At 66.6% G+C, this 24,298-nt stretch carries 25 protein-coding genes; 20 read left to right on the top strand and 5 right to left on the bottom strand.

Annotated elements, in window-relative coordinates:
• Positions 1-31: 31 nt before the first annotated feature.
• On the bottom strand, positions 32-1,018 hold the full coding sequence (locus VM621_RS05855; protein WP_325468031.1) for a DUF2066 domain-containing protein: 987 nt from the start codon (positions 1,016-1,018) through the stop codon (positions 32-34).
• A 104-nt stretch (positions 1,019-1,122) separates the two neighbouring features.
• Between VM621_RS05855 and purM the strand changes: the two genes are divergently transcribed.
• The 3 genes from purM (at position 1,123) to VM621_RS05840 (ending at position 3,665) form a co-directional block, all read left to right on the top strand.
• A complete protein-coding gene (gene purM, locus VM621_RS05850) occupies positions 1,123-2,193 on the top strand; it encodes a phosphoribosylformylglycinamidine cyclo-ligase (RefSeq protein WP_414674496.1) in 1,071 nt (356 codons plus the stop codon).
• A gap of 7 nt (positions 2,194-2,200) precedes the next feature.
• Positions 2,201-2,836 carry a phosphoribosylglycinamide formyltransferase gene (gene purN / locus VM621_RS05845; protein ID WP_325468029.1) on the top strand — a complete coding sequence of 212 codons (636 nt, stop codon included), beginning with the start codon at positions 2,201-2,203 and terminating at the stop codon, positions 2,834-2,836.
• 127 nt (positions 2,837-2,963) lie between these two features.
• On the top strand, positions 2,964-3,665 hold the full coding sequence (locus tag VM621_RS05840; protein WP_325468028.1) for a DUF3108 domain-containing protein: 702 nt from the start codon (positions 2,964-2,966) through the stop codon (positions 3,663-3,665).
• A 224-nt stretch (positions 3,666-3,889) separates the two neighbouring features.
• On the opposite strand, the gene murA is transcribed toward VM621_RS05840, so the two are convergent.
• Both murA and VM621_RS05830 read right to left on the bottom strand, forming a co-directional pair.
• Positions 3,890-5,149 (bottom strand): UDP-N-acetylglucosamine 1-carboxyvinyltransferase, encoded by a 1,260-nt coding sequence (gene murA / locus VM621_RS05835; RefSeq protein ID WP_325468027.1) that lies wholly within the window; start codon positions 5,147-5,149, stop codon positions 3,890-3,892.
• 52 nt (positions 5,150-5,201) lie between these two features.
• On the bottom strand, positions 5,202-5,441 hold the full coding sequence (locus VM621_RS05830) for a BolA family protein (RefSeq protein WP_046966997.1): 240 nt from the start codon (positions 5,439-5,441) through the stop codon (positions 5,202-5,204).
• Between the two features lie 169 nt (positions 5,442-5,610).
• Here VM621_RS05830 and VM621_RS05825 point away from each other — a divergent pair, with 169 nt between their 5' ends.
• The 12 genes from VM621_RS05825 (at position 5,611) to ptsP (ending at position 15,547) form a co-directional block, all read left to right on the top strand.
• Positions 5,611-6,624, top strand: coding sequence for a KpsF/GutQ family sugar-phosphate isomerase (locus VM621_RS05825; RefSeq protein WP_325468026.1), 1,014 nt, complete (start codon positions 5,611-5,613; stop codon positions 6,622-6,624).
• 19 nt (positions 6,625-6,643) lie between these two features.
• Positions 6,644-7,192, top strand: a complete 549-nt coding sequence (locus tag VM621_RS05820; RefSeq protein ID WP_325468025.1) for an HAD-IIIA family hydrolase — start codon at positions 6,644-6,646, stop codon at positions 7,190-7,192.
• A gap of 5 nt (positions 7,193-7,197) precedes the next feature.
• Complete coding sequence (gene lptC / locus VM621_RS05815) at positions 7,198-7,788, top strand: LPS export ABC transporter periplasmic protein LptC (RefSeq protein WP_325468066.1); 591 nt, start codon at positions 7,198-7,200, stop codon at positions 7,786-7,788.
• Positions 7,751-8,398, top strand: coding sequence for a lipopolysaccharide transport periplasmic protein LptA (gene lptA / locus VM621_RS05810; protein ID WP_325468024.1), 648 nt, complete (start codon positions 7,751-7,753; stop codon positions 8,396-8,398). Before lptC ends, lptA begins: the two co-directional genes overlap by 38 nt.
• A gap of 4 nt (positions 8,399-8,402) precedes the next feature.
• Entirely contained in the window at positions 8,403-9,122 is a 720-nt protein-coding gene (lptB, locus tag VM621_RS05805; RefSeq protein ID WP_325468023.1) for an LPS export ABC transporter ATP-binding protein, read from the top strand.
• Between the two features lie 99 nt (positions 9,123-9,221).
• Positions 9,222-10,703, top strand: a complete 1,482-nt coding sequence (locus tag VM621_RS05800; RefSeq protein WP_325468022.1) for an RNA polymerase factor sigma-54 — start codon at positions 9,222-9,224, stop codon at positions 10,701-10,703.
• 116 nt (positions 10,704-10,819) lie between these two features.
• The gene (gene hpf / locus VM621_RS05795; protein WP_325468021.1) at positions 10,820-11,170 is read left to right on the top strand and encodes a ribosome hibernation-promoting factor, HPF/YfiA family; all 351 of its coding nucleotides are present in this window, start codon (positions 10,820-10,822) and stop codon (positions 11,168-11,170) included.
• 78 nt (positions 11,171-11,248) lie between these two features.
• Positions 11,249-12,199: an HPr(Ser) kinase/phosphatase gene (hprK, locus tag VM621_RS05790; RefSeq protein WP_046967003.1), complete on the top strand. Its 951-nt coding sequence runs from the start codon at positions 11,249-11,251 to the stop codon at positions 12,197-12,199.
• Between the two features lie 20 nt (positions 12,200-12,219).
• A complete protein-coding gene (rapZ, locus tag VM621_RS05785) occupies positions 12,220-13,101 on the top strand; it encodes an RNase adapter RapZ (RefSeq protein ID WP_325468065.1) in 882 nt (293 codons plus the stop codon).
• A 39-nt stretch (positions 13,102-13,140) separates the two neighbouring features.
• Positions 13,141-13,533: a PTS sugar transporter subunit IIA gene (locus VM621_RS05780; protein ID WP_063573064.1), complete on the top strand. Its 393-nt coding sequence runs from the start codon at positions 13,141-13,143 to the stop codon at positions 13,531-13,533.
• Positions 13,526-13,795, top strand: a complete 270-nt coding sequence (locus VM621_RS05775) for an HPr family phosphocarrier protein (protein WP_325468020.1) — start codon at positions 13,526-13,528, stop codon at positions 13,793-13,795. Before VM621_RS05780 ends, VM621_RS05775 begins: the two co-directional genes overlap by 8 nt.
• Positions 13,796-13,798: 3 nt before the next feature.
• Positions 13,799-15,547 carry a phosphoenolpyruvate--protein phosphotransferase gene (gene ptsP, locus VM621_RS05770; RefSeq protein ID WP_325468019.1) on the top strand — a complete coding sequence of 583 codons (1,749 nt, stop codon included), beginning with the start codon at positions 13,799-13,801 and terminating at the stop codon, positions 15,545-15,547.
• Between the two features lie 306 nt (positions 15,548-15,853).
• Here ptsP and VM621_RS05765 read toward each other — a convergent pair whose 3' ends face one another.
• Together VM621_RS05765 and VM621_RS05760 are read right to left on the bottom strand one after the other, a co-directional pair.
• Positions 15,854-18,325, bottom strand: coding sequence for an acyl-CoA dehydrogenase (locus tag VM621_RS05765; protein WP_325468018.1), 2,472 nt, complete (start codon positions 18,323-18,325; stop codon positions 15,854-15,856).
• Positions 18,326-18,363: 38 nt separating this feature from the next.
• A complete protein-coding gene (locus tag VM621_RS05760; RefSeq protein ID WP_414674499.1) occupies positions 18,364-19,242 on the bottom strand; it encodes an alpha/beta hydrolase in 879 nt (292 codons plus the stop codon).
• A 140-nt stretch (positions 19,243-19,382) separates the two neighbouring features.
• On the opposite strand from VM621_RS05760, the gene VM621_RS05755 reads away from it, so the two are divergent.
• From VM621_RS05755 to VM621_RS05735, 5 genes are all read left to right on the top strand, one after another.
• Positions 19,383-19,973 (top strand): helix-turn-helix domain-containing protein, encoded by a 591-nt coding sequence (locus VM621_RS05755; protein WP_325468017.1) that lies wholly within the window; start codon positions 19,383-19,385, stop codon positions 19,971-19,973.
• Positions 19,974-20,070: 97 nt separating this feature from the next.
• Positions 20,071-21,861, top strand: coding sequence for a phosphoenolpyruvate carboxykinase (GTP) (locus tag VM621_RS05750; protein WP_325468016.1), 1,791 nt, complete (start codon positions 20,071-20,073; stop codon positions 21,859-21,861).
• A gap of 167 nt (positions 21,862-22,028) precedes the next feature.
• Positions 22,029-22,616, top strand: coding sequence for an RNA polymerase sigma factor (locus VM621_RS05745; protein WP_414674495.1), 588 nt, complete (start codon positions 22,029-22,031; stop codon positions 22,614-22,616).
• The gene (locus VM621_RS05740) at positions 22,613-23,032 is read left to right on the top strand and encodes a hypothetical protein (RefSeq protein WP_325468015.1); all 420 of its coding nucleotides are present in this window, start codon (positions 22,613-22,615) and stop codon (positions 23,030-23,032) included. The genes VM621_RS05745 and VM621_RS05740 overlap by 4 nt, the downstream gene beginning before the upstream one ends.
• Positions 23,033-23,057: 25 nt before the next feature.
• Positions 23,058-23,966, top strand: coding sequence for a DUF4097 family beta strand repeat-containing protein (locus VM621_RS05735; RefSeq protein WP_325468014.1), 909 nt, complete (start codon positions 23,058-23,060; stop codon positions 23,964-23,966).
• The last annotated feature ends 332 nt before the right edge of the window (positions 23,967-24,298 follow it).

Here is a 24,298-nt window from a genome sequence, read left to right as displayed (position 1 = left end):
CCCGTGGCGGTGGTGATGCCATTGTCGCGGATCAGGGGATCCAGCGAACGGCGAAGTCGGCGCCGTCGTGGGCGTTGGCTGCAAGCACATGACCGCCCGAGGCGTAGCCGGCGATCAGCCGGGCCAGGGGCGCGGTGGCGCTGACGTTCAGCAGGACGCCCTCCGAGGTGGCGCCAATCGGGGCCACGGACTTCACCGAAGGGTCGTTCTGGAAGGTCGAGAGCAGACCCGCGTAGTCGGCGGCCGAGCGCAGCCCGGAAACCCAGACCTTGCCGCTGGAGCTGCCGCCCTGGGCCGCCGCGAACTGGCGGTCGAGCTTGTCGGCCATGGCGTTGGCGCCATTGGAAAGCAGCGCGGCACGTGCCTCCCCGCTGTCCTTCCAACTGGAAGCGCGCCCGGCCGAGACGAGCGTCCAGTCGGTCTGGTCGCCGCCGACCTTGCCGATCAGGATCACGGCGGTGTTGTATTGGCGCGCCACGGTGGCGATCGCACCGGCGTCGCCCCCGGCGATGGCATTGGCGTCCAGGGTGGAGTCCGGCTTCGGCAGGACGATCTGGTAACCGCGGGAATCGGCCATCTGCGACAGCGGCAGCAGGTCCTGCTGACCGAGCGGCTTGCCGCCGGCATCGTGGGCGATCACCAGCACCGGCGCCTTCGGCGCGGCCACGGCGGCGTCGCCGACGGCCAGCACGCGGCGGATGGCGCCCGGGTCGAACACGATATCCAGGCTCAGCGGCGCACCGTTGGCCCCGCCGGTTCGGGCGTACTGATACTGCTGCACGAGGCCGCCGGGCTGCTTCATCGCCTCGGCGTAGCCCGGCTTGGAACGGGGATCCGCCCCATTCGAGGCCCTGGCGAGCACCTGGGTGAGACCGTTGGCGAAGGCCTGGTCACGCACCGCCGCGGAGGTGTCGGCCACCGGTACGGTCACCGTATAGATCGCGGTCTGCGCCGCCGCCGTACCGACAAAACACAGCAGGAAGAGCATCAGTAAGGCGAGGAAACGGACTGGGCGCATGATTTTGGCGTCGCTTTGTGAAGACGGGGAGTCTGCCCAAACCTTGCCATGCCGTCCATCCAGACGGTGTGCAGGACAAGGCCGCGGGGTCGCTTGCTGTTATCATGCACGGTTTCCAATACGCGCCGGAATCGCTTATGTCCTCCGACCAGGGCTCCCTTACCTACCGCGACGCGGGTGTCGACATCGACGCCGGCAATGCCCTCGTGGAACGCATCAAGCCCATGGTCAAGCGGACCTTCCGTCCGGAAGTCATGGGCGGACTGGGTGGCTTCGGCGGCCTGTTCGACCTCTCCGGCCGCTACAAGGAGCCGGTCCTGGTCTCGGGTACCGACGGCGTGGGCACCAAGCTCAAGCTCGCCCAGCACCTCGGCCGTCACGACACCATCGGCATCGATCTGGTCGGCATGTGCGTCAACGACGTGCTCGTGCAGGGCGCGGAGCCACTGTTCTTCCTGGACTATTTCGCCACCGGCAAGCTGGACGTCGACACCGCCGCCGCGGTCATCAGCGGTATCGCTCGTGGCTGCGAACTCGCCGGTTGCGCCCTCATCGGCGGCGAAACCGCGGAGATGCCGGACATGTACCCGCCGGGCGAATACGACCTTGCCGGCTTCACCGTCGGCGCGGTCGAAAAGGCCGCCATGAACGACGGCTCGAAGATCGTCGCCGGCGACGTCATCCTTGGCGTGGCCGCCTCCGGCCCGCATTCCAACGGCTATTCGCTGATCCGCAAGATCCTCGAACGTGCCGGTTCACCGCTCGACACCGATGTCGGCGGCGTCAAGCTGGGCGACGCGCTGATGGCGCCCACCACCATCTACGTCAAGCCGATCCTCGACCTGCTGTCCAAGGTGGACGTGCACGGCATGGCCCATGTCACCGGTGGCGGCCTGAAGGAAAACATCATCCGCGTGGTGCCCGACGGTCTCGGCCTGAACATCGACGCATCCTCGTGGGAACTGCCGCCGGTATTCCAGTGGCTGCAGCGCGAAGGCAAGGTCGCTCGCGAGGAAATGTGGCGCACCTTCAACTGCGGCATCGGCTTCACCGTGCTGCTGGCACAGGCGCAGGTCGAGGCCGCAAAGGCCGCGCTGGCCGCTCATGGGCTGGCCTCCTGGTCGATCGGCTCGGTCGTCGCCGCCAGCGGCGACGAGCGCGTCCACATCGCCTGACCTGGCCGTGGATCGACCCTTGCGTGTCGCCGCGCTCGCTTCCGGGCGCGGCAGCAATCTCGCCGCGCTGATCGCCGCCGGCCTGCCGATCGACATCGTACTGGTCGGCAGCGACAAGGCGTCGGCCGGTGCGCTGGCGATCGCCGCGAGCGCGGGCATCCCGACGGTCGCCCTGAATCCCCGCGACTACGCCACACGTGCCGACTTCGATCGCGCGCTGTTCGGCCGTGTCGCCGATGCCGGCGCCGACCTGCTGGTGCTGGCCGGCTTCATGCGGATCATCGATGCGAGCGTGGTGGCGGACTGGGAAGGCCGCGCCATCAACATCCACCCCTCGCTGCTGCCGAAATACCGCGGCCTGCATACGCATCGCCGCTGCCTGGAAGCCGGCGACACCGAGCATGGCGCCAGCGTGCACTTCGTCACCGCCGAACTGGATGGCGGCCCGGTCGTGGCGCAGGCTCGTATCGCGGTCGGCCCGGACGACACGGAGGCCTCGCTGGCCTCACGGCTGCTGGTCGAGGAGCACCGGTTGCTGCCCGCCGTCGTTGGCGCCATCGCCAGCGGGCGACTGCGCTGGGAAAGCCGCGCCCTCTTCGACGGCCTTCCGTTGGCCAGCCCGCTGGATATCGCGGACTTCTAGCTGAGCCGCGGGAGCCGCTTCGGCGGCGATGCCCCGGGTCTCGCAAGCCCGTCGCCGATGAATCGGCTCCTACCGGGCTGCCCCTGGCACGGTCCCACATTCAGCCGTCGCCGCTAAACTCGGTGGCATGAAGACGACTCCCCTGCTCCGCGCCGGCTTTGCGCTGGCCCTCGCCCTGCCTGTCGCCGCGATCGCCGCGGACGTTCCGCAGGCCTTCACCGCGACCTACCACGTCCTCCAGGGCGGCGATCCGCTCGGCGACGCGACGATCACCCTGAAATCCGTCGGTGGCGGCAAGTACGAATACAGCAACCAGACCAAGGGCACCGGCGGCCTCGCGGCGGCGGTCGGCGCGAACGTGAGCGAGGTTTCGCAGTTCACCTGGTCGGGCAAGGTACCGGCCGCGGTGAGCTACCACTACCAGCTGGATTCCTCGTTCAAGAGCAAGACCCGCGACCTGACCATCCAGGGCAATACGGTGCAGGTCCAGGACAGCAAGAAGGCTTACTCGTATCCCGCCGTGCCGAACATGGTCGAGCGCAATACCTTGCCGCTCGCCCTGGGTGTGGCGCTGGCCGCGGGCCAGCAGCAGGCGTCCTTCCCGGTCGCGGTCAAGCAGGCCGTGGAGAACCAGACGTTCAAGGTGACCGGCAAGGAAAAGGTCACGGTCCCCGCAGGCTCGTTCGATGCACAGCGCGTCGACCGCTCCGACGAAGCGTCGACCTTCAGCGCATGGTACGTGCCCGCGAAGTACCCCGTGCCGGTGAAACTGGCACAGAAGGACGGCGGCGACCTGACGCTCGAGCTCGTGAGCTACAAGGCCCGGTAACAAGGCCGGCCCTCGCCGCCAGCCACTGTGGCAGCTCCTTGTGGAAGCCACTGCGGCAACTCCGTGCGGAAGCCACTGCGTCAGCTCCTTGTGGGAGCCGCTGCGTCAGCTCCTTGTGGGAGCCGCTTCAGCGGCGATGGGCGCCGCGACAACCTGGCCCGCTGCCGCGGGATCGCCGATGAATCGGCTCCCACAAGGCACTGATGACCCGGCACCCAGCTGGTTCAGCCGGGCACGCGCCGAATCGTCGCGCCGAGCACACCGAGCTTCTCTTCGATGTTCTCGTAGCCGCGATCGATGTGGTACACGCGGTCGACCGTGGTGTCGCCTTCGGCGACCAGGCCGGCGAGCACCAGGCAGGCCGAGGCGCGAAGGTCGGTGGCCATGATCGGCGCGCCGCTCATCTTGGGCACGCCGGTGATGATCGCGGTGTTGCCCTCCAGGCGGATGTCGGCGCCCAGGCGCTGCAGTTCCAGCGCATGCATGAAGCGGTTCTCGAACACCGTCTCGGTGATCACGCCCACGCCTTCGGCGACGCAGTTGAGCGCGGTGAACTGCGCCTGCATGTCGGTCGGAAATGCCGGGTACGGCGCGGTGACGAGATTGACCGCCTTGGGCCGGCGGCCGCCCATGTCGAGCTCGATCCAGTCCTTGCCCGTGCTGATGTGCGCACCGGCCTCTTCGAGCTTTTGCAGCACGGCGTCCAGGGTGTCGGCGCGCGCGCCACGCGCGCGCACCTTGCCACCGGTCATCGCGGCGCCGACGAGGAAGGTGCCGGTTTCAATGCGGTCCGGGAGCACTTCGTAGTGCGCACCATGCAGGCGCTCCACGCCTTCGACGATGAGCGTGGACGTGCCGACGCCGTCGATCTTCGCGCCCATCGCCATCAGGCAGTGAGCGAGATCCACCACTTCCGGTTCCTGCGCGGCGTTCTCGATGATCGTCGTGCCAGAGGCAAGAGTGGCGGCCATCAGGATGTTTTCGGTACCGGTGACGGTGACCATGTCCATGACGATGCGGGCGCCCTTCAGTCGACCGGCCTTCGCCTTGATGAAACCGTTCTCCACCGTGATTTCGGCACCGAGTGCCTGGAGGCCACGGATGTGCTGGTCGACCGGGCGCGAGCCGATCGCGCAACCGCCGGGAAGCGAAACCTCGGCCTTGCCGAAGCGGGCGACCAGCGGACCGAGCACGAGGATCGACGCTCGCATGGTGCGGACCAGCTCGTACGGCGCGACGCAGGAATTCTCCGGGCGCGGGTCGATATGCATTTTCATGCGATCGTCCAGCACCACACGCACGCCCATGCGGCCGAGCAACTCGATAAAGGTGGTGACATCGTGCAGATGCGGCACATTGCCGATGCTTACCGGTTCGTCGGCGAGCAGGCAGGAAGCGAGGATGGGCAGTACGGCGTTCTTCGCACCGGAAATGCTCACGTCGCCCACGAGCGGGTTGCCCCCGGTGATCAGGATCTTGGCCATGGAATTCGAATACCTGGAAAGTGGGATCGTACGAAGAAGGTCGCGGCGCCGGTCAGCGGCGGCCGGCGGCCTCTTCGGGAGTAAGGGTCTTCAGGCCCAGGGCGTGGATCGCACCGCCCATGAGGTCGCCCAGCGTGGCGTAGACAAGGCGGTGCCGGGCAAGGGGGAGCTTGCCGGCGAATTGGTCCGAGATGACATCAGCCTCGAAGTGCACGCCGTCGTCGCCGCGAACGTTCACCAGGGCGCCGGGCAAGCCGGCTTCGATCAATGCCTGGATGCGTGCAGCGTCCATGGATTCTCCGTTGGAAAGGGGTCGCCAGGCCGTGGGGTTCCGAAACGGACCCTGAACCACTGTTCGATGGCGGCGACGATAAAATGAGAATATGTAATGGTAATGGAAATCCGGTGTCGCAGAAATGGACATCCCGGGTCAACGCCCCAACCCGGACCCCCGAGGCCGCATGAACGCCCGCACCGCCCCGCCTGCCGATCACCCGCTCGTGAATGCCGATATCGTTGTCCGTAGCGCGCGTACCGTGATCGCCACCGAGGCGGCCGCCATCCGCGCGCTGGAAAAGAACGTCGATGCGTCCTTCGTCGAAGCCTGCCAGCTGATCCTGGCCTGCAAGGGCCGCGTGGTGGTCTCGGGCATGGGCAAGAGTGGGCACATCGCCCGGAAGATCGCGGCGACCTTCGCCTCCACCGGCACCCCGTCGTTCTTCGTCCACCCCGGGGAGGCCAGCCACGGCGACCTGGGCATGATCCAGCCGGACGACATCCTCCTCGGGATCTCCTACTCCGGCGAGACCGACGAACTCCTTTTCATCCTCCCCGCGATCAAGCGGCAGGGCATTCCCCTGATCTCGATCACGGGCAACCCGAAGTCTTCGCTGGCCAGGCAGGCCAACGTCAACATCGATGCGAACGTCAGTTCGGAAGCCTGCCCGCACGGCCTGGCACCGACCGCCAGCACCACGGCCGCGCTGGTCATGGGCGATGCGCTCGCGGTGGCCCTGCTCGAAGCCCGCGGCTTCACCCCGGACGACTTCGCCCGTTCGCATCCGGCCGGCAGCCTCGGCCGCCGCCTGCTGTTGCATATCGCCGATGTCATGCACGCGGGTGACGACGTGCCTCGCGTGCCCCTCGGCGCCACCCTGAGCGAGGCGCTGGTCGAGATGAGTCGCAAGCACCTGGGCATGACCGCCGTGGTCGGCGACGACGGCCTCCTCCTGGGCGTTTTCACCGACGGCGACCTGCGTCGCTGCCTCGACGACGACGGCATCGACCTGCGCAACGCCACGGTCGACCAACTGATGACCCGCGGACCGAAGACCATCGGCTCCGACAAGCTCGCCGTGGAAGCCGCGCAGCTGATGGAAAAGCACCAGATCAACGCCCTGCTGGTCACCGATGCCGACGGGCGTGTGGTCGGCGCGCTCAACATCCACGACCTGCTCCGCGCCCGCGTCGTTTGACGCTCCTGACCAGAAGCCCATGGCCTACACGCATTACACCGAGATTTCCGCCGACGTCGCCGAGCGCGCAGCCAAAGTACGCGTGGTCGTGTTCGACGTGGACGGTACGCTCACCGACGGCCGCCTCTGGTACGCCGAAGACGGCCGCGAGACCAAGGTCTTCCATGTGCACGACGGCCTCGGGCTGAAGCGCCTGCAGGAAAATGGCGTCAAGGTCGCCATCATCACCGCGCGCATCAGTCACCCGGTGTCGCTGCGTGCGGAGGAACTGGGCATTCAGCACGTCTACCAGGGCCAGAAGGACAAGCGGGCCTGCCTGACCGAACTGTTGGACGCCATGCGCCTGGCACCCGAAGCATCGGCCTTCGTCGGCGACGACCTGCCCGACCTGGCCGCCATGGGCATCGCCGGGCTCGCCGTGGCCGTGGCCAACGCCCACCCCTGGGTCGCCGAACGAGCCCATGTCCGGACTCGCCTGTCGGGCGGCTACGGGGCCGCCCGTGAGGTCGCCGACCTGATCCTTGCCGCCCAGGGCAAGGCCGAGGCCGAGCGGGATCGCTGGCTGTGAACCTCATGCTCCTGTTCAAGGACCGCAGTGCCGCGGGCATGGCCGGCGTACTCGCCGCCTTGCTCGGCGCCAGTGTGCTGCTCTACTACTGGGTCGCGCCGGCGAAGGAAGCCAACGACTTCGTCGGACCGCCGCGCTCGGGCTACGTGCTGACCAACTTCGATCTGGACTCCTACAACGATGTCGGGCAACCGGCATTCAAGCTGATCGCGCCCCACCTCGAACGCCGCGAGGGCGACGACTCGCTATACATCAATGCGCCCGATTTCGTCCTGCCGCCGACCAAGGACCTCACCACGCCGCCGTGGAAAGGGCACTCCCAGTACGGCTGGGTGAACAAGGACGGCAGCCTGCTCAAGCTGCAGGGCAAGGTGCATATGGATCGCGTCGCCTTCGCGCAGACGCCGCCAGCCAGCATCGACACCTCCGAGGTCACGGCGTGGCCCAAGGAGAACCGCCTTGAGACCGCGGAGGCGGCCCGGATCGTTCAGGGAACCTCTACAATGGATGGCGTTGGCATGCGCGCCAATCTCGACACCAAGCATTTGGAGCTTCTCGATGCAGTCCACTCCGTCTACCTGCCGCGCAAGCGCTAAGGCCCTCCTTGCGGTACTCGGCGTGGCGCTCGCGGCGAGCACGCCGGCCATCGCCAAGAAATCCGACCGCGACCAGCCGACCAACATCACCTCGACCTCGTTCGACGGCACCCAGCAGCAGGCGAACAGCACGCAGCCGGGCAAGGTGATCTGGACAGGCAACGTGGTGCTCACGCAGGGCACGCTGAAGATCACCGGCAGCAAGGCCACCGGTTTCCTCGACGATCAGAACCAGATCACGCGCGTCATCGTGGACGGCAGCCCGGCCACCGTGCAGCAGCTGGACGAGCAGGACCTGTTGATGCGCGGCCACGCCAGCAACATCGACTACAAGCCCGACGATGCCGCCAATGGCAGCGACGGCATCGCCGTGCTTACCGGCAAGGCGCACGTGGACAAGCAGGTCGACGCGTCCGACAAGAGCAAGCTCAACCAGAGCGACGGCGACAAGATCACCTACAACACGACGAACAGCACCATGACCGGCGAGAGCAATGGTCCGGAACCCGTGCACATGACCTTCCAGCCGAAGAACCCGCCCCCGGGCGCGGCTCCGGCAAAGTCCGCCACACCGCCGGCCGCCAAGCCGACCCAGCCGAAGAAGCCCTGACCCGATGCTTTCAGCCCAAGGCCTGCAGAAGCGCTTTCGCGCGCGCCAGGTAGTCCGCGATTTCGCCTTCTCGATCCGCGAGGGTGAAGTGGTCGGCCTGCTCGGCCCCAACGGTGCCGGCAAGACCACCTGCTTCTACATGGTGGTCGGCCTCATCCAGGCCGATGCCGGCTCGATCAAGCTCGACCAGCAGGACATCACCGGCCTGCCCATGCATGCCCGCGCCAAGCTGGGCATCGGCTACCTGCCCCAGGAAGCCTCGGTGTTCCGCCGCCTGAGCGTGTCGGACAACATCATGGCCGTGCTCGAACTGCGCGACAACATGACCACGAAACAGCGCGAGGACGAGCTGGAAAGCCTGCTCGACGAACTGAAGATCGCGCACATCGCCGAGCAAAAGGGCATCAGCCTCTCCGGCGGCGAGCGTCGCCGCGTCGAGATCGCCCGTGCCCTGGCCGCGCGCCCGCGCTACATGCTGCTGGACGAGCCCTTCGCCGGCGTCGATCCGATTTCGGTCGGCGAGATCCAGCGCATCGTCCGTCACCTGAAGGAACGCGGCATCGGCGTGCTGATCACCGATCACAACGTCCGTGAGACGCTCGGCATCTGCGACCGCGCTTATATCCTCAACGACGGCGAAGTCCTCTCCCGCGGCACGCCACAGCACATCCTCGCCGACGAGAAGGTACGCGAGGTGTATCTGGGCCGCGAATTCCGGATCTGACGCCCTGCCGCTTCGGTCGGTGGGCATAGTTCGCCGGAATGCTGGTTTGAGAAGGTCGCAAGGGGTTACGATGGATTCGACACCTCACGCATCGAAGGCATGAAACCCGGACTCCAGTTTCGCCTGCATCAGCAGCTCACGCTGACGCCCCAGTTGCAGCAGGCCATCCGCCTGCTGCAGTTGTCGCAGCTGGAGCTCGAGGCCGAACTCCGCCAGATCGCGGAAAGCAACCCCTTGCTCGAGTTCGCCGAGGACGCCGAGGCCGAACCCGATCCGCCCGAAGAAGGCGACTACGACGGTCCCGACTTCCCGGCCCGCGACGAGGTCCCCGCCAAGGTATCCAAAGCCGAGGAAGAGTCCACGGCCACCCCCTCGGAAGAGCTCGCCCCCGAATGGGACGACGACCGCTTCCACGGCGAAGCCGGTGACTATGCCGGGGCGCCCTCACGCTCCGGCAGCGGCGACGAAGACGGCTTCGAGCCCCAGAACGCGGCACCGGAAAGCCTTCAGCAGCATCTGGAATGGCAGCTCAACCTGTCCCAGTTCTCGCCGCGCGACCATGCGATCGCCACCGCGATCATCCATGCGCTGGACGAGGACGGCTACCTCCGCGACGGCGTCGAAGCGGTCGAGGCGGCATTGCCCGCCGAACTGCATGCCAGCGCGGCGGAGATCGAGGGCGTGCGCCAGCGTGTGCAGCGCTTCGACCCCACCGGCATTGCCAGCCTGGACCTGCGCGACTGCCTGCTCTGCCAGCTGTCGCAGTTCTCGCTGGACACCCCGCACCGCGACCTGGCCATCCGCGTGGTCACCGACGAGCTCGAGTTGCTGGCCCGTAACGATGCCGCCAAGATCGCCCGCAAGCTCAAGGCGGCCGAAGAGGACGTGGCCGCGGCCGCCGCCCTGATCCGCAGCCTCGACCCGCGCCCCGGCTCCGCCCTCGACGCCACGCCGGTGGAGTACGTCGCCCCGGATGTCTACGCTCGCCGCGACAACGGCCGCTGGACCGTCAGCCTCAATCCCGACGCCCAGCCGCGCCTGGGCCTCAACCAGCACTACTGCAACCTGATCGCCCGCGCCCGTGGCGACGACGCCACCTGGATGAAAGGCCAGCTCCAGGAAGCCCGCTGGCTGCTCAAGAGCCTGCAGTCACGCGCCGAGACGCTGACCAAGGTGGCCGACGTGATCGTGCGCCGACAGAGCGCCTTCCTCGACTACGGCCCGGAGGCGATGCATCCGCTGGTGCTGCGCGAGGTGGCCGAAGAGGTCGGCATGCACGAATCGACGATTTCCCGGGTAACCACGCGCAAGTACATGCACACGCCGCGCGGTACCTTCGAGTTGAAGCACTTCTTCTCCAGTGGCGTGGCCACGGAGGACGGCGGCAGCGCCTCGGCCACCGCGATCCAGGCCATGCTCCGCAAGCTCATCACGGGGGAGGACGCGCGGCGGCCCCTGTCCGACCAGGCCCTGGCCGAGGAACTTCATCGACGCGGAATTCAGGTGGCCCGTCGTACGGTGGCCAAGTACCGGGAAGCCCTGCGCATTCCCAGTTCCAGCGAACGTGTCCGCGCCAGTTAAGCGCGGGGAACCCTCACGGAGGTCCACGGTCCGACTATTTCAGGCTTGAGGAACGGCACCCCGTCGTTCCGCACTCGTCGCCGCCAAGGCGGCACCCTCAGCAAGAAGGAGGCGTCATGCAAATCCAGATCAGCGGCCAGCACATCCATATCACCCCCGCTCTGCGCGAGCGCGTGGAACAGCAAATCGGCCGCTTCGAACGCCTTTTCGACAACATCAAAGCCCTTGACGTGGTCCTTTCCGTCGACAAGAACGAACACAAGGCCGGCGGTACCCTGCATTGCGCCGGCACCCGTCTCCATGCCGAAGGCGTGGCCCGGCTGGAAGACGACAAGAAGGGGGACACCCTCTACAACGCCATCGACGCGATGATCGCCAAGCTTGCCGACCAGCTGAAGAAGCACAAGGAAAAGCTCAAGGATCACCACAATGCCGAGGGCCGCGACGCCCGCGTCGCCAGTCCCTGAACCCCCGTCCACGCTTGATGGCACAATAGCCCTGGCCGGCGCCTTCGCGCCGGCTTCGCCATTTCAAGGGATCCAAGCGTGGACCGGCTGACCGCCAGACAACTCTTCGACGGAGTACACGAGCGCATGGCGCTGCGCTGGGCCGCGGGCATGCGTGGCGAGTCGCGCGTGCTCGAGCCGAACGCCAAGCAGAGCCGCCGCCCCTCGCTGGTCGGCTACCTGAACGTGATCTACCCGAACAAGGTGCAGATCATCGGCACCGAGGAACTCAACTTCCTCGACGGACTGGAACCACGCCAGCGCTGGGAAGCGATCCACAAGATCGCCGCCTACCAGCCGGCCGCCCTCATCGTCACCAAGGACCAGGCGATCCCTTCGGACCTGCGCGAAGTGGCCGAGGAAACCGACACGCCGTTGTGGCAGAGCACGCGTCGCGGCCATGAACTGCTGACCTACCTGCAATACCACCTGGCACGCACGCTGGCGCCGCGGGTCACCTTGCACGGCGTGTTCCTGGAGGTGTTCTCGATCGGCGTACTCATCACCGGCGAACCCGGCTCGGGCAAGAGCGAACTGGCGCTGGAACTGGTCAGCCGCGGTCACCGCCTGGTCGCCGACGATGCCACCGAATTCACGCTCATCGCGCCCGACGTCATCGACGGCGCCTGCCCCGACCTGCTCCAGGACCTGCTCGAAGTGCGCGGCCTGGGCGTGCTGAACATCCGCGAAATGTTCGGCCACACCGCCGTGAAGCCCTCGAAATACCTGCGCCTGGTGATCCACCTCAAGCCGATGCTGGTCGGCGAGGAGACCGACGCGATGACCCGCCTCACCGGCGACGTCAGCCGGCGCAACGTGCTCGACGTGGACGTCCCCAAGATCACCATTCCGGTCGCGCCCGGCCGCAACCTCGCGGTACTGGTCGAGGCCGCAGTGCGCAGCCATGTGCTCAAGAGCAAGGGCATCGACCCCGCGCAGACCTTCATCGACCGCCAGGCGCACCAGATGCGCCGACTGCCACCGTGGTGACCCCCGTGATCGATGAAGTCATGAACCCGATCGTCGACCCCGACGCGATCCACCTCATCGTTCTCACCGGTATGTCCGGTGGTGGCAAGACCGTCGCGCTGCGCGCGCTCGAGGATCTCGAGTTCTATTGCGTGGACAACATGCCCGCGGAACTCATCCCGCAGCTGGTGGCGGCCGTGAGCCAGGGCGAGCACGGCCCGCGACGCCGCATCGCCGTGGGCGTGGACGTTCGCAACCGTCGCGTCGACCTTTCCCGCATGCCCCACGTGCTCTCCGAGCTGTCCATGGCCGGGGTGCACGTGCACCTGATTTTCCTGGACAGCCGCGACGACGTGCTGATCAAGCGCTACTCGGAGACCCGCCGGCGCCACCCGCTGGCCGCCGAGAAGCTCTCGCTGGCCGATTCGATCGCCCAGGAACGCAAGCTGCTGCGCCCGCTGATCTCCATCGCCGAGAAGGTGATCGACTCCAGCGACCTCAACGTGCACCAGCTGCGCCGCCTGTTCGCCACCGGCTACGCGGCCGCGTCCGACGGCACCACCCTGCTCTTCGAGTCCTTCGCGTATCGCCGGGGGCTGCCCTCGGACGCCGATTTCGTCTTCGATGCCCGCTGCCTGCCCAACCCGCACTGGGACCCGCGACTGCGTCCGTTCTCGGGCAAGGACCAGCCGGTCAGGGAATTCCTCGACGCGAACCCCCTGGTAGGCGAATACTATGCCGACGTGACTCGCTGGCTCGAAACGTGGTTGCCACGGTTCGAGGGCGAGGATCGCAGCTACGTCACCGTTTCGATCGGCTGTACGGGCGGGCGTCATCGCTCGGTCTACCTCGTCGAGAAGCTGGCCCAGCATTTCCGCTCGGAACGCGGCAACGTACTGACATTTCATCGTGAGCTCGAATAACGCCATGACCCAGCCCAAGCCATACCGAGAGTCCGGGCGATGAGCGTCGGCGTCCTCCTCATGACCCACGAAGCGGTCGGCAAGGCGCTGATCTCCGCCGCGCGCCACGTCATGCCCAAGCTGCCGATGGACGTGGATGCCGTGGAAGTGCCGCCCAGCGCCGATCCCGACGTCATGCGCACGCTCACCGCCAAGCATGCACGCGACCTCGACCACGGCGACGGCGTACTCGTCCTCGCCGACCTTTACGGCGCCACGCCCTGCAACATCGGTCTTTCCCTGAGCGAACTGGGCGTGCACCTGCGCTGCGTTTCGGGCCTGAACCTGCCGATGCTGCTGCGCGTACTCAACTACTCGGACAAATCGCTGACCGAACTGACCGAGATCGCGGCCAGTGGCGGTCGCGGAGGGATCTTCATCGACCATGCTTGAACGAGACATCGTGGTATCCAACCGGCTGGGCCTGCACGCACGCGCCTCGGCCAAGCTCGTCCAACTGGTTTCCGGGTTCAAGTCGACCGTCTGGATCATCAGCAAGGGTCGCGAGGTGAATGCCCAGAGCATCATGGGCGTGATGATGCTGGCCGCCGGCATGGGCACCGCCTTGAGCGTGCGCGCCGAGGGCGACGACGAGGCAGCCGCCCTGGACGCCGTGGTCGCCTTGTTCGACCGCAAGTTCGACGAGGGTGCCTGACCGATGAGAGTCGTGCTGACCGGCACGCAAGCCGCCCGGGGCATGGCCCTCGGTCGCGCACGCCTGGTCCAGCCGAGCATCTACGCGGTCGACACCCGCATGCTCGACGACGCGGAGATCGCACCCGAGATCGAGCGCCTGCACAAAGCCATCGACAGCGCCCGCACGGAGCTGCGTGAGTTGCGCGGCAAGTTGCATGGCGCGCTCGCGCGCGAGGTGGGCGACTTCATCGACGCCCACAGCCTGCTCCTCGACGACGAAGAGCTGCTGCGCGGCCTGGACGAACTCGTCGCCGTCGGCCACTACACGGCCAGCGCGGCGCTGAAGATGCAGCGCGACCGGCTCGCCGCCGTGTTCGACGCCATGAACGATCCCTACCTGAAGAGTCGCGGCGAAGACATCGACCAGGTGATCGGCCGCGTCATGTCCGCCCTGCTCCAGCAATCCAGCCGTGAGGAGCGCAAGCTCGCCGCGCGCGTCGGCGAGATCGTCGTCAGCGATACCGTGGCTCCCGCGGACATGGCCAGCATGGCCGGCCAAGGCATGCTGGGCGTCATCGCAAGCGCCGGCAGCATCTACTCGCACAGCGCCATCCTCGCGCGCAGTTTCAACCTGCCCATGCTGGTCGGCACCAAGGACGCACTGGCCACGATCAACGACGACGACCTCGTCCTGATCGACGCGGAGCACGGCGAAGTCATCGTGCATCCCACCGCCCAGGATCTTGCCCGCTACCGCCAGTGGCAGCGGCAGGCCGCGGCGGAGGGCCGTCGTCTGGCTGCGCTTGCTTCCGCGCCGACACTGACCAAGGACGGCGCCCATGTGCGCCTCTACGCCAATGCCGAACTGATCGGCGACATCACGCTGGCCCGCGCCCGCGGCGCGGATGGCGTCGGCCTGTATCGCTCCGAATTCCTGTTCCTGCGCCAGCGCGGCCTGCCCTCGGAAGAAGAGCAGTTCGTCGCCTATCGCGATGTCGTGCTCGGCATGGGCGGCCTGCCCGTCACCATCCGCACCCTCGATCTCGGCGCCGACAAGGCCGACGCCGCCGGCCTGGCCATTCGCGGGGAAGACAATCCCGCGCTGGGCGTACGCGGCATTCGTCTGTCCCTGCGTTACCCCGACATCTTCAGCGTGCAGTTGCGCGCCATTCTTCGTGCCGCCTGCTATGGGCCGGTGCGCATCCTCGTCCCGATGATTACCCATCTGGGCGAAATGACCGACGTGCGGCGCCTGATCAAGAAAGCCCGCGAGGACCTCGCGCGCGAAGGCCAGGAGTTGCCCGAGCGACTGGATGTGGGCGCGATGATCGAAGTGCCGGCGGCGGCGATCGGCGTGACATCGATCCTCGAGAAGGCCGACTTCCTCGCCATCGGCACGAACGATCTTGCGCAGTACGTACTCGCGGCCGATCGCAACAACGACGCGCTCGAAGGCATCTACGACCCGTTGCAGCCGGCGTTCCTGCGGCTCATCGCGCACGTGATCGCAAGCGCACGCCGGGCGAAGAAGCCGGTGAGCCTGTGTGGCGAGATCGCCGGCGATACGCAGTTCACGGCACTGCTCCTGGCCATGGGCCTGGAGGAATTCAGCATGCACCCGGGGCAGTTGCTCCAGGTGCGTGACCGCCTCACCACGCTCGATTGCCGCGCGCTTCGTCGTGCGGCGCCGCGATTGTTCCGTGCGCATTCGCGGGATGAGGTGGAGGCGCGTTTGCTCGAAGTTGTCGCCCGCCAGGACAACTGCGCCTGACGCCTCGCTTCGATTCTTGTGGGAGCCGCTTCAGCGGCGAACCCTCGGGCTGTCGTTTAGGCGAACGAGGCCTTGTGGCGTTTGGGCAGGCGCCCGAACTCACCGCCATGTTGCTTCTTCCGTTTATGCCGACGTACCGGTGCTCACTGCGGTGAGCGACAATCCGGGGTGATTTCACCCTGCTTCGGCTATCCGATGCTTCATTCGCGGATTCGACGCTGAGGGTTCGCCGCTTAAGCGGCTCCTACAGGAAGCAAAACGGCCGCATGTATTGCGGCCGTTTCGGTTCGCAAAGTACGAGGCGGCTTACGCGGCGCGCACCTTTTGCATGGTTTCGGCATTGCGCTTCACGCCAGCCTGCAGCTCTTCGCTGTCGAAGTCGTCGACGGAGATGAACTCGGCGACGCCGTCACGCACGCGCTGGAGCAGGTCGCGCTCGGCGGTGGTGATGGCGCCGAGCTTCTCGGCTTCGGCGAGCTGCTCGTTGTACGTGTGCGACTTCAGCTGGCCGCCCTTGAACGCCTTGAGGAACTTGCGCTCCACCGGCTCCGCGGCGATCACGTCGGGCAGGAGCGCGTTCATGCGGCCCACCGTGTTGTTCGCCGTCGGGGTGAGATACGTCCACGTGGTCAGGCGATCGCGGGCTTCGCTGGGTGCGGTGATCAGCGCGGCGACACGGCGGCCGAGGCGATCCGACGGCGGCACTTCGCGGCGACCGAACGGGAACACCAGGGCACGCAGCAGCCAGGCCACCGGGCGCACCGGGAAGTTGCGGATCACGCCGTCCAGCGCCATCTGCATGTTCCAAACGCACTGGTGGAACGCCCAGGCCAGCAACGGACGATCCGCTTCCGGACGGCCGGTGTCTTCGTAGCGCTTGAGCATCGCGCTGGCGATGTACAGGTACGAAAGCACGTCGCCCAGACGGGCCGAGAGCTTTTCCTTGAACTTCAGCTTGCCGCCGAGCACGCCCATGGCCACGTCGGCGCACAGTGCCAGCGCCGCGGAGTAACGGTTGAGCTTGCGGTAATAACGGCGGGTGTACGCGTCGCCGGCGGTCTCGCCGATCTTCGCCGCGGTGACGCCGAGGACGAAGCTGCGCACGGCGTTGGAGAAGCCGAAGCCGATGTGACCGAACAGCGCCTTGTCGAAGGTCTTCAGGCGCTCGCGGTAGTCAGCGATACCCAAGGCCTGCATTTCCTTCAGGACATAAGGATGGCAGCGAATCGCACCCTGGCCAAAGATCATCAGGCTGCGCGTCATGATGTTCGCGCCTTCCACCGTGATGGCGATCGGCACGGACTGCCAGCCGCGGCCCATGTAGTTCTTCGGGCCGAGAATGACGCCCTTGCCGCCGTGCACGTCCATCGCGTCCGAGGCGATCTGGCGGCACCATTCGGTGGCGTGATACTTGGCGATGGCGGACGGCACGGCCGGCTTTTCGCCGCGATCGACCGCGGCGGCGGTGGCACGCGAGAGTGCCTGCATGGCGTAGGTCAGACCGCCGATACGGGCCAGCGCTTCTTCCACGCCCTCGAAACGACCGATGGCCAGGCCGAACTGCTTGCGCATGCGCGCATACGAACCGGTAGCCGAGACGGCCATGCGCGAAGCGCCGGTCGCGTTGGACGGCAGCGAGATCGCGCGACCGACCGAGAGGCACTCGACCAGCATGCGCCAGCCCTGGCCGGCCATGTGCGGGCCACCGATCAGCACGGACAGCGGCACGAACATATCCTTGGCGTGCACCGGGCCGTTCTGGAACGGGGTGTTCAGCGGGAAGTGCCGACGACCGATTTCCATCCCCGGGGTCTCGCGCGGGAGCAGCGCCAGGGTGATACCGAGATCTTCCTTCTCACCCAGCAGCTTGTCCGGGTCGTACATGCGGAAGGCGAGGCCAACGATGGTCGCGACCGGCGCGAGCGTGATGTAGCGCTTGTCGAAGGTCAGGCGGATACCGACGGTCTCTTCGCCATTCCACATGCCCTTGGTGACGATGCCGAAGTCGGGAATCGAGGTAGCGTCGGAACCGGCATAGGGACCGGTCAGGGCGAAGCACGGGATCTCGCGGCCATCGGCCAGGCGCGGCAGGTAGTGGTTCTTCTGCTCGTCGCTGCCGTAGTGCATGAGGAGTTCGCCCGGCCCGAGCGAATTCGGCACGGCGACGGTGGAGGCGACCGTCTGCGACATGCTCGAGAGCTTCTGCAGCACCGCGGAGTGAGCCAGCGCCGAGAAACCGAGGCCGCCGTAGCTCTTCGGGATGATCATGCCGAAGAACTTGTTCTTCTTGATGAACTCCCAGACGTTCGGCGGGAGGTCGGCGAGCTCGTGGGTGATCTGCCAGTCGTCGATCATGCTGCACAGCTCCTCGACGGGGCCGTCGAGGAAGGCCTGCTCTTCCACCGAGAGTTCCGGCTTGGGCTGGCGCAACAGTTCGGACCATTCCGGCTTGCCGGAGAACAGCTGGCCTTCGAAACCGACGGTACCGGCCTCGAGGGCGGTCTGCTCGGTCTCGGACAGCTTCGGCGTCACCTTGGCGAAGATCGACAGCAACGGCGCGCTGATCTTCTTCCGGCGGAAGTCGACCATCAACAACGGTGCGGCGACGACGGCCAGCAGGATCAGCACGATGACCGTGGTCACCGGCGCACGGGCGAGCAGGCCGACGACGAGGGTCGTCACCGCGGTCGCGATGGCCCACGTGCGGAGCGACGTGCGGTGGTAGGCGCAGGCACCGGAGGCAATCAGTGCCGCCAGTACAACCAGGAGTGCAGACATCGGTGTTACCTCGTCGTGAGTCGGTTAGAGCGGGTGGATCAGAGCGATTGCATGAACGTTGCGATCTCGCGCGTAAACGCATCGTTGGCGTCGCCGGCCACCATATGCGTGGCATCGGCAAGGGCGACGTGGCGCGCATGCGGCACGAGATGGAGAAATTCTTCGACGGTCTGGCTGGAGACGACGTCGCTGCGGCTGCCGGACAGGAGCAACACCGGCACCTCGACGCGCGCGGCGGCGGCGAACAGGCGGGGCTGGTAACGCTCGCTCTCCTGGACCAGGCCGTCGAGCAAGGCGGGATCCCAGTGCCAGCGAAGGCGGCCCTGATGGTCCTGGCGCAGCAGGGGTTTGAGCTGGGCTTCGGATTTGCGCTCGCGGCGATGCGGCAGGTACGCCTCGATCGCGGAGGCCGCCTCCTCGTAACTCGCGAAACCGTCCGGGTGCGCGCGCATGAAGCCGAGGATACGTTCGACACCGGCGGTTTCCCAGCGCGGGGTGATGTCGACCAGGATCAGCGCCGAGAAGGGCGGTCGACCCTGCTCCGCTTCACCGGCGGCCATCAGGCCGAGCAAGCCACCCATCGAGGCGCCCACCAACACCGGCGGCCGGCCGTCGGGGGACCTGGCCTCGGCCGCTACCGCGAGCAGATCATGGACGAACTGCTCCATGTGGTACTCGCCGCGTGGCACGCGTTCGCTTTCGCCGTGGCCGCGGGCATCGAAGGTCGTGGCATCGAAGCCCTGCTCCGCCAGGGCGCGCGCCGCGCCGTTCCAGGCGTGACGCGTCTGCCCGAAGCCATGCGCGAAGACCAGCGAGGGCGAGCGCTCGCCCGCCCAGTGCTGCGTGGCGAGCACGAGGCCATCCATCGAGACCAGGCTCGAGGTAGCGGACGACAGGGGCGAGGGATGGGCAACCATACGGCCGAGTATGTAGTGCCGGGAGAGGTGCGTCAATACGCCTGCGTACGGTCACGCAATGGCAACCAAGTCAAGGTCTTATGCAACACGCCGGGAGCCTGCCGGATTGCAAACGGTGGCGTCTCGGCTACCATGCGTCGATGACCGACGGTGCCAAGAACGAACGAGTCCGCCTCTCAGCCGAAGACTGGGAAGACGGCGCCCTAGCCCTTATCGCCGAACAAGGCGTCGGCGCCCTTGCCGTGGAGGCGCTTGCGCGTCGCCTGGGGGTGACCAAGGGCAGCTTCTACTGGCACTTCCGCACACGCGAGGCCCTGCTCCAGGCCTCGCTGGAACGGTGGGAAGAATACGGCGAACGCGAAGTCCTCGGTGAAATCGAGCGCATCGCCGATCCGCGCAAGCGGTTGCCCGAATTGTTCCGTCGTGTCGCCCACGAATTGCAGGCGCACCGCGTCTACGCCGCCCTGCTCAAGGCGCTGGACCATCCGCAGGTCGTGCCGGTGATGGCGCGGGTATCGCAGCGGCGCATCGAGTTCCTCACCACGATGTACAAGGAAGCCGGCCTCGAGCCCGTAGTCGCGCTGCATCGGGCACGCCTTACCTATGCCGCGTACGTGGGCTTCCTGCAGCTGAACTTCACGCTCGGCCTGCCACGCCTGAGCCACGACGAGTTCGACGCCTATGTCGAGCATGTGATCTTTACGCTGACGCCGGCCAAGCCCGCCGCGTGAGCTGAACGGCACGGCGCATTTTGCTGCGCCGTGCCTTGCCAATACCAACGCTCGCAAACTACTGTCTCCACAGGCGTTTAACTGGAGACCACAACGGATGCGTTCGTACGGCAGTTCCTTGGAAGCATTGAATCGATGGGTTGACGATGTCGCCCGACTGACCGAGCCCGCCACGATTCGCTGGTGCGACGGCTCGGACGCGGAGTACGCGGAACTCGTCCAGACGATGCTCGCCAGTGGCGATCTCCTCCCGCTGAACGAGGAGACCAACCCGCGCAGCTACCTGCACCGCTCGAATCCTTCGGATGTCGCTCGCGTCGAGCACCTGACCTTCGTCTGCACGCCCGAGGAAGACGAAGCGGGCCCGAACAATCACTGGATGGCGCCCGCCGAGGCCCATGCCAAGATCGACGCCCTGTTCGCCGGGGCCATGCGCGGCCGCACCATGTACGTCATCCCGTACTGCATGGGTCCGATCGATTCGCCGCTATCGCGTTGTGGCGTCGAGATCACCGACAGCCCCTACGTGGTCGCCAACATGCGCATCATGACGCGCATGGGAGCCCCTGCCCTCGCCCGCATCGAGCGCGAAGGCCAGTTCGTCAAGGGACTGCATTCCACTGGCGACCTCGATCCCGAGCGTCGCTTCATCATGCACTTTCCCGAGGAGCTTTCGATCAAGTCGATCGGCTCCGGCTACGGCGGCAATGCCCTGCTCGGCAAGAAGTGCCACGCCTTGCGTATCGCCAGCCACCAGGCGCGTCGCGAGGGCTGGCTGGCCGAACACATGCTGATCGTCGGCATCGAGAATCCGCAGGGCGAAAAGCACTACATCGCCGCGGCGTTTCCCTCGGCGTGCGGCAAGACCAACCTGGCCATGCTCATTCCGACCGAGGGCTACCGCAAGGCGGGCTGGAAGGTCTGGACCGTGGGCGACGATATCTGCTGGATGACGCCGGGCGAAGACGGTCGCCTCTGGGCGATCAACCCGGAAGCGGGCTACTTCGGCGTTGCCCCGGGCACGGGCGCGAACACCAACCCGACCGCCCTGGCCACGCTCGGCCACGATGCCATCTTTACCAACGTCGCCGTTACCGCCGATGCGCGCCCGTGGTGGGAAGGGCTCGGCGAAGGCGAGCCGGTGACCGATTGGCAGGGCCGCCCGTACGATGCCGCCAACGGCCCGGCCGCGCACCCGAATTCACGCTTCACCGTCAGCGCGAAACAGTGCCCGAGCTGGGCGCCGGAATCCGAAGACGCCGCGGGCGTACCGATCTCGGCGATCGTCTTTGGCGGTCGTCGCCCGTCGCTGGTGCCACTGGTGTTCGAGGCCAAGGACTGGGCGCATGGCGTCCTCGTCGGTGCCGCCATGGGCTCGGAGACCACCGCGGCGGCTACCGGCGCCGTTGGCGTGCTTCGCCGCGACTCGATGGCCATGAAGCCGTTCTGCGGCTACAACTTCGCCGACTACTTCGCCCACTGGCTGTCCTTCGACAAGCCCGGCGCCAAGCTGCCGCGGATCTTCCACGTGAACTGGTTCCGCAAGGACGCCGACGGTCGCTTCATGTGGCCAGGCTATGGTGAGAACCTCCGTGTCCTCGACTGGATGATCCAGCGCGTGGCGGGCAAGGCCGAGGGCATGGAAACCCCCATCGGCGTGGTCCCGGCCAAGGGCGAGCTCAATGCCGAGGGGCTGTCGCTCAAGCCGGGCGCGCTCGACGAACTGCTCCACGTCGACGTCGAAGGCTGGACCGAAGAACTCAACGCCATCGGGCTCTATCTCGAAGGCTTCGGCGCGCGCATGCCCGAACGCCTGAAAGCCGAGCGCGTTCGCGTGAGCAAGGCGCTGGAAGCGGCTATCGAACGCCGGGCCGCCAACGTCGCCTGACGGCGGCTCAGTGTGGGAGCCGCACATCGGCGATTGGCCTGGCGGCTAAACCGCTCCGTTGGTTTTTCGCCGCTGAAGCGGCTCCCACATTTCCCTCTCGCTTAAACGCTCCCACATTTCCCTCTCGCTTAAACGCTTCTCACCTTGCCGGCATCCAAGCTGGCAAGATGAATGCACTATGCCTCGCCGCCACTTCCTTCATGCAGCCTGAGCTGCCCGTCGCCGCGTCCGATGACGATGTGGTGCGAGCGGCCGTCGGCGGCGACCGGAAAGCGTTCGAGCAGCTCTATCGCAAGCATTCGGACCGGGTCTATGGCGCCATCCTGCGCCTGGCCGCCTTCGATCATGCCCGTGCGGAAGACCTGACCCAGGAAGCCTTCATCCGCGCCTGGCAGAAGCTCGACGGCTTCCGCTTCGAAAGCGCATTCGGCACCTGGGTGTACCGGCTGGCGGTGAACGTGGCGCTCATGTCCATACGTGCCCGCAACGCCGACCCAGTCAGCATTGTCGACGATGAACATCTGCCGGACATCGCCGACCTCGATAATCCCGTCCGCGCCGTGGAGCGCGACGAGCTGGAAAAGGCCATTGCGGCATTGCCGCCGCGGGCCCGTGCCGTCCTCATTCTCTACGACGTGGAAGGCTGGAAACACGAGGAGATCGCCATCGAACTCGGGATGGCGGTCGGCTCCTCGAAAGCGCAGTTACACCGTGCACGCGGACTGCTCCGCCGCGCACTGGGAGATAAGCCATGAACGAACTCGACTACCTGCGCCAGATGCGCTCCCTCAACCGGCCGGTTGCGCCCCGTCGCGACCTCTGGGCCGGGATCGAGGCCCGCCTCGACGAGGCACCCGCCGCTGCCGCACCCCGCCGCCGACGCGCGCAACCCTGGTTGATGGCCGCGGCGATCGCCGGTGTGGCGGTCCTCGGCGGGGGCCTTGGCCTTCATCTCGTCGCGCCGCCCGGCAGCGATGGGCTTGCCAGCGTATCCCGCTGGAAACCGACCGACCCGCGCCTCTCCGGAGCCGCGGTGGAACTCGACGCCGCGCGCATGGAGCTGACCCAGGCCATGCAGGACTCCCCCGATTCGGCCGCCCTGCAGCGCCTGCTGCTGAAGACCGAGCGCCAGCGCGACCGTCTGCGCAACCTCGAAAAGCAAGCCGGCTAACACGCGAACAGCCAGGACCCCACACATGAAAACGCTCTATATCACTCCCCTGCTGCTGGCGCTCTCGATCGGACAGGCATTCGCCTCGACGCCGATCAACCTGTCGAAAGACATCCGGTCCGATGCAAAAGTCAGCATCGACAACGTCAAGGGCGAAGTCACGGTGACCGCCTGGGACAAGAACCAGATCCAGGTCTCCGGCACCCTGGGCGACGGCGCCCGCCCGCTGGAGATCGAAGGCAACGACCGCAGCGTGGAAATCCACGTGGATACCGACTCGAAGGTGCACTCTGTCTTCAACTGGGGCAGCGACACGCGCATGCAGCCCACGGTGCTCAACGTGCGTGTGCCGAAGGCCGTCAGCGTCGAGATCAACGTGGTCAGCGCACCGGTAAGCATCGACGGGCTCGACGGCGGCAAGGTCGAGATCAATTCGGTAAGCGGGCGCATCCGTGGCAACCTGCGCTCGCCCGACATCAACCTGCAGACGGTCAGCGGCAGTATCGATCTCGCCGGCAGCGCGACCAAGGCCGAGTTGCAGACCGTCTCCGGCGATATCACCGCGCCGAGCGTGACCGAACGCGTCGAAGCGCAGACGGTTTCCGGTCGCATGACGATAGGCGGCGGCCCGTGGAAGCAGGCCAGCTTCAGCACGGTTTCCGGCGACACGCAGATCAACGGCGGCCCTTCGCGGGACGGCAAGATCGATGTCGACTCGATGAGCGGCGACGTGCAGCTCCAGCTGCCCGCCGATGTCTCCGCCAAACTGAATGCCTCGACCTTCAGCGGCAGCATCCGCAGCGATTTCGGCAGCCCGTCCAGCGGCGAGGATGGCCCAGGCAAGCAACTGAAGACCACCATCGGTGGCGGCAGCGGCAACATCCACGTCGAGTCCTTCAGCGGCGATGTGAAACTGCGCGGGCAGGGACGCTGAGCGCGACGAGCCCGGCTTCCACACCCATAAAAAAGCCGCCTTGAAGGCGGCTTTTTTACGGTTCTTCACGGATTGCCGGGGCGGGCGGGCGCTCGGCATGCCGGGCCTTCGTTCGCACCTCGCACTTCGCCGAGGGCTCGCCTTCGGCATCGCGGGCTCGGCTGCGCCATCGTTCTCTACACTTGGGCGTCTCGCGGGGAGACCTTGGCGCCCACCCTCGCTGCTCAGACAGGTCCTCCGCGTTCGGTGCGGAAGGCCGCTGCGCGGCCCATGGTTCTATATGGCCTACGGCCGCTCACTTGTGCGGAACTCGCCTCGAGGGTGGACGCCAA

The organism is Luteibacter sp., assembly GCF_035539195.1.
Lineage (GTDB): Bacteria > Pseudomonadota > Gammaproteobacteria > Xanthomonadales > Rhodanobacteraceae > Luteibacter.
This window is presented reverse-complemented; position numbering and strand designations above follow the sequence as displayed.